3 protein-coding genes are annotated in these 3,248 nt (G+C 69.2%); all 3 read left to right on the top strand.

Annotation, left to right across the window (positions count from 1 at the left end):
• Window positions 1-183: 183 nt before the first annotated feature.
• Window positions 184-744 (top strand): sugar transferase, encoded by a 561-nt coding sequence (locus tag VGF12_RS18035; protein ID WP_331177428.1) that lies wholly within the window; start codon window positions 184-186, stop codon window positions 742-744.
• A 30-nt stretch (window positions 745-774) separates the two neighbouring features.
• On the top strand, window positions 775-1,356 hold the full coding sequence (locus VGF12_RS18040; RefSeq protein ID WP_331177429.1) for an acetyltransferase: 582 nt from the start codon (window positions 775-777) through the stop codon (window positions 1,354-1,356).
• Window positions 1,353-3,248: nucleoside-diphosphate sugar epimerase/dehydratase (locus VGF12_RS18045; RefSeq protein WP_331177430.1), on the top strand; the 1,896-nt coding region annotated here is incomplete at its 3' end. The genes VGF12_RS18040 and VGF12_RS18045, both read left to right, overlap by 4 nt.

The following is a 3,248-nucleotide window of genomic DNA, read 5'->3' on the forward strand; positions in this document are numbered from 1 at the left end:
TACATCCTCATGATGGGCGAATGGAGCACTCGGCAACGCGCTTTCATGAATCCGCTGTTTTTCGCCTTTTTCGGTCTCGGACTGATGCAAGTGAAGCGCTGGCTATCGGTTCGTCGGCCCGACAGCAAGGCCAAGGTCGCGTACGGCTAGCCAACTAGAATCGCAGGCCCCACACGACCTGCGATGAAGCGCCTTTTCGACCTCGCTCTAGCGATCCCCGCGGCACTGCTGCTGCTGCTGCCTATCTCGACCATCGCGCTGGCCGTGCGCCTCACCTCCCCCGGCCCCGCGCTCTACTGGAGCGACCGCGTGGGCCGACGCAACCGCCTCTTTCGCATGCCCAAGTTCCGCAGCATGCGCACCGACACCCCCGCGGTGGCCACCCATCTGCTCGACGACCCGGCGCGCTGGCTCACGCCCATCGGTCCTTTCCTGCGCAAGACCAGCCTGGACGAGCTGCCGCAACTCTGGAGCATCCTCAAGGGCGACATGAGCTTTGTCGGCCCGCGGCCAGCGCTGTTCAACCAGGACGACCTCATCGCCCTGCGCACCGAAGCCGGTGTGCACGAGCTGCTGCCCGGGCTCACCGGCTGGGCGCAGATCAACGGCCGCGACGAGTTGCCGATCCCGCAGAAAGTGGCCCTGGATATCGAGTATCTTCGGCGCCGGAGCTTGGCTTTCGATCTGCGCATCCTCTGGCTCACGGCCGTGAAGGTGCTGCGGCGCGAGGGCGTGCAGCACTGACCCATCGGACACCCAGGGAGACAAGGTCGAATGAGCCAGCCGATGCCGCTCGTCATCGTTGGAGCCGGCGGCCATGGCCGCAGCGTGCTCGAGCTCGTGCGCCTGGACGGCCGCTACGAGATCCAGGCCTTCCTCGATGACCAACAACCCGCCGGCACGGATGTGATGGGCGTACCCGTCTGGGGCCCGACGGCTCTGCTCGACCAATTGCCCGCCCGCGGCGTCCCCTCGGTGCATGTGGCCATCGGCCACAACCGCACCCGCCAGACGCTCTGCGCGCGCGCGCGCGCGGCCGGGCTCGAACTGGCCACGCTCGTGCACCCCCGCGCCTTCGCCTCGCCCAGCGCCGTGTTGGGCGCCGGAACGGCACTCATGGCCTGCGCCGTGCTCGGCACGCAGGCCCGACTGGGCGAAGGCGCCATCGTGAACGTCGGCGCCGTGGTCGACCACCACGCGCAGGTCGCGAATTTCGGCCACCTCGGCGCCAATGCCACCATGGCCGGCGGCAGCACCATCGGCGAGCGGGCCTGGCTGCAAGCCGGCGCCGCCCTCGGCTATGGGGTGCACCTGCCCGACGACACCATCGTCGCCCCGGGCGAGGGCCGTTCATGAACGACGTGCAACCCCGATCGAGCGGCCACGCCGACGAGGGCCTGGCCGGCGCCTTGCTGCACATGCCGCGGATGCTGAAGCGGGCATTCGCGGTGGCCGTCGACGTGGCCTTGTGCGTGCTCGCCGTCTGGGTCGCCCTGTACCTGCGGCTGGAGGTCTGGCTGCGCCTGGAGATGCCTTACCTCTGGGCCGTGATCGGCTCGGTGCCAATGGCCATCCCCCTCTTCGCCCGCTTCGGCCTGTACCGCGCCATCTTCCGCTACGCCGGCTGGAACGCCATGCTCAGCCTGGGCCAGGCCATGGCGCTCTATGGCCTGTTCTACGCCACGGTCTTCACCGCCATCGGCGTGCCCGGCGTGCCGCGCTCGGTGGGCGTGATCCAGCCCCTGCTGCTGTTCATCTTCATCGGCCTCAGCCGCCTGTTCGTTCGCGTCTGGCTGGGCGGCCTGTACCGCAAGGTGCTGATGCGCAAGGAGCTGCCCGGCGTGCTGATCTACGGTGCCGGCACCGCCGGCCGACAGCTGGCCGCCGCGCTGGCGCGCAGCCCCGAACACCGGCTGCTCGGCTTCATCGACGACGACCCGGCCCTGCAGGGCAACAGCCTGGACGGACGCAATGTCTACCGGCCGGACAAGCTGCGCGAACTGGTGACCGCCATCGGCGCCACCGACGTGCTGCTGGCCCTGCCCTCGGCCTCGCAGAAGCGCCGGCGCGAGATCCTCGAATCGCTGCGACCCCTGCCCTTGCACGTGCGCACCCTGCCCGGCATGTCCGACCTCGCCTCGGGCCGCGTCAACCTCAGCGACCTGCGCGAGCTCGACATCGAGGACCTGCTGGGTCGAGAGCCCGTGACGCCCGACCCCGCCCTGCTGGACAAGCTGATCCGCGATCAGGTGGTCGCCGTCACGGGCGCGGGCGGCAGCATCGGCAGCGAGTTGTGCCGCCAGATCGCCTCGCTGCGGCCTCGCACCCTGCTGCTCATCGAACAGAGCGAATACGCCCTGTACGCCATCCACCAGGAACTCATGCAGCGGGTGGACACCGACGCCATGGAGGTCGTTCCGCTGCTGGCTTCCGTCCAGGACGAGGACCGCATGGGCCAGATCCTCAAGGCCTGGCGGCCGCACACGCTCTACCACGCCGCCGCCTACAAGCACGTGCCGCTGGTGGAGCACAACGCGGTGCAGGGCCTGCGCAACAACGTCTGGGGCACCTGGGTCACGGCCCAGGCCGCGCTGGAGGCCGGCGTGCGCCACATGGTGCTCATCAGCACCGACAAGGCCGTGCGCCCCACCAACATCATGGGCGCCAGCAAGCGCCTGGCCGAGCTGGTGCTGCAGGCCTTGGCCGAGCGGCACGCCGCCCGCACCGTGTTCAGCATGGTGCGCTTCGGCAATGTGCTGGGCTCCAGCGGCTCGGTGGTGCCGCTGTTTCGCGGGCAGATCGCCGCCGGCGGACCCGTCACGGTCACGCACCCCGACATCACGCGCTTCTTCATGACCATCCCCGAGGCGGCGCAGCTCGTCATCCAGGCCGGCGCCATGGCCGAGGGCGGCGACGTCTTCGTGCTCGACATGGGCGAGCCGGTGCGCATCGTCGACCTCGCCCACCGCATGGTCGAACTCTCCGGCCTGCAAGTGAAAAACGAGCAGCAGCCCTGGGGCCAGATCGAGATCCAGATCACCGGCCTGCGGCCCGGTGAGAAGCTCTACGAGGAACTGTTGATCGGCGACAACCCGCTGCCCACGCAACACCCGCGCATCCTGCGCGCCCAGGAAGCGCTGCTCCCCCCCGACACGCTGCTGGGCCTGCTGGAAGCCCTGGACACCGCCATGCGGTCCAACGACGTCAACGCCATTCGCGCGTTGCTGCAGCAGGCGGTGCAGGGCTAC

Source organism: Roseateles sp. (assembly GCF_036404855.1).
In the GTDB taxonomy this organism is placed as follows: Bacteria; Pseudomonadota; Gammaproteobacteria; order Burkholderiales; family Burkholderiaceae_C; genus Pelomonas.

Excerpts from the sequence above, each read along its gene's own strand:
- VGF12_RS18035 (WP_331177428.1), top strand. The coding sequence starts at position 184 with ATGAAGCGCCTTTTCGACCTCGCTCTAGCGATCCCCGCGGCACTGCTG.
- VGF12_RS18040 (WP_331177429.1), top strand. The coding sequence starts at position 775 with ATGAGCCAGCCGATGCCGCTCGTCATCGTTGGAGCCGGCGGCCATGGC.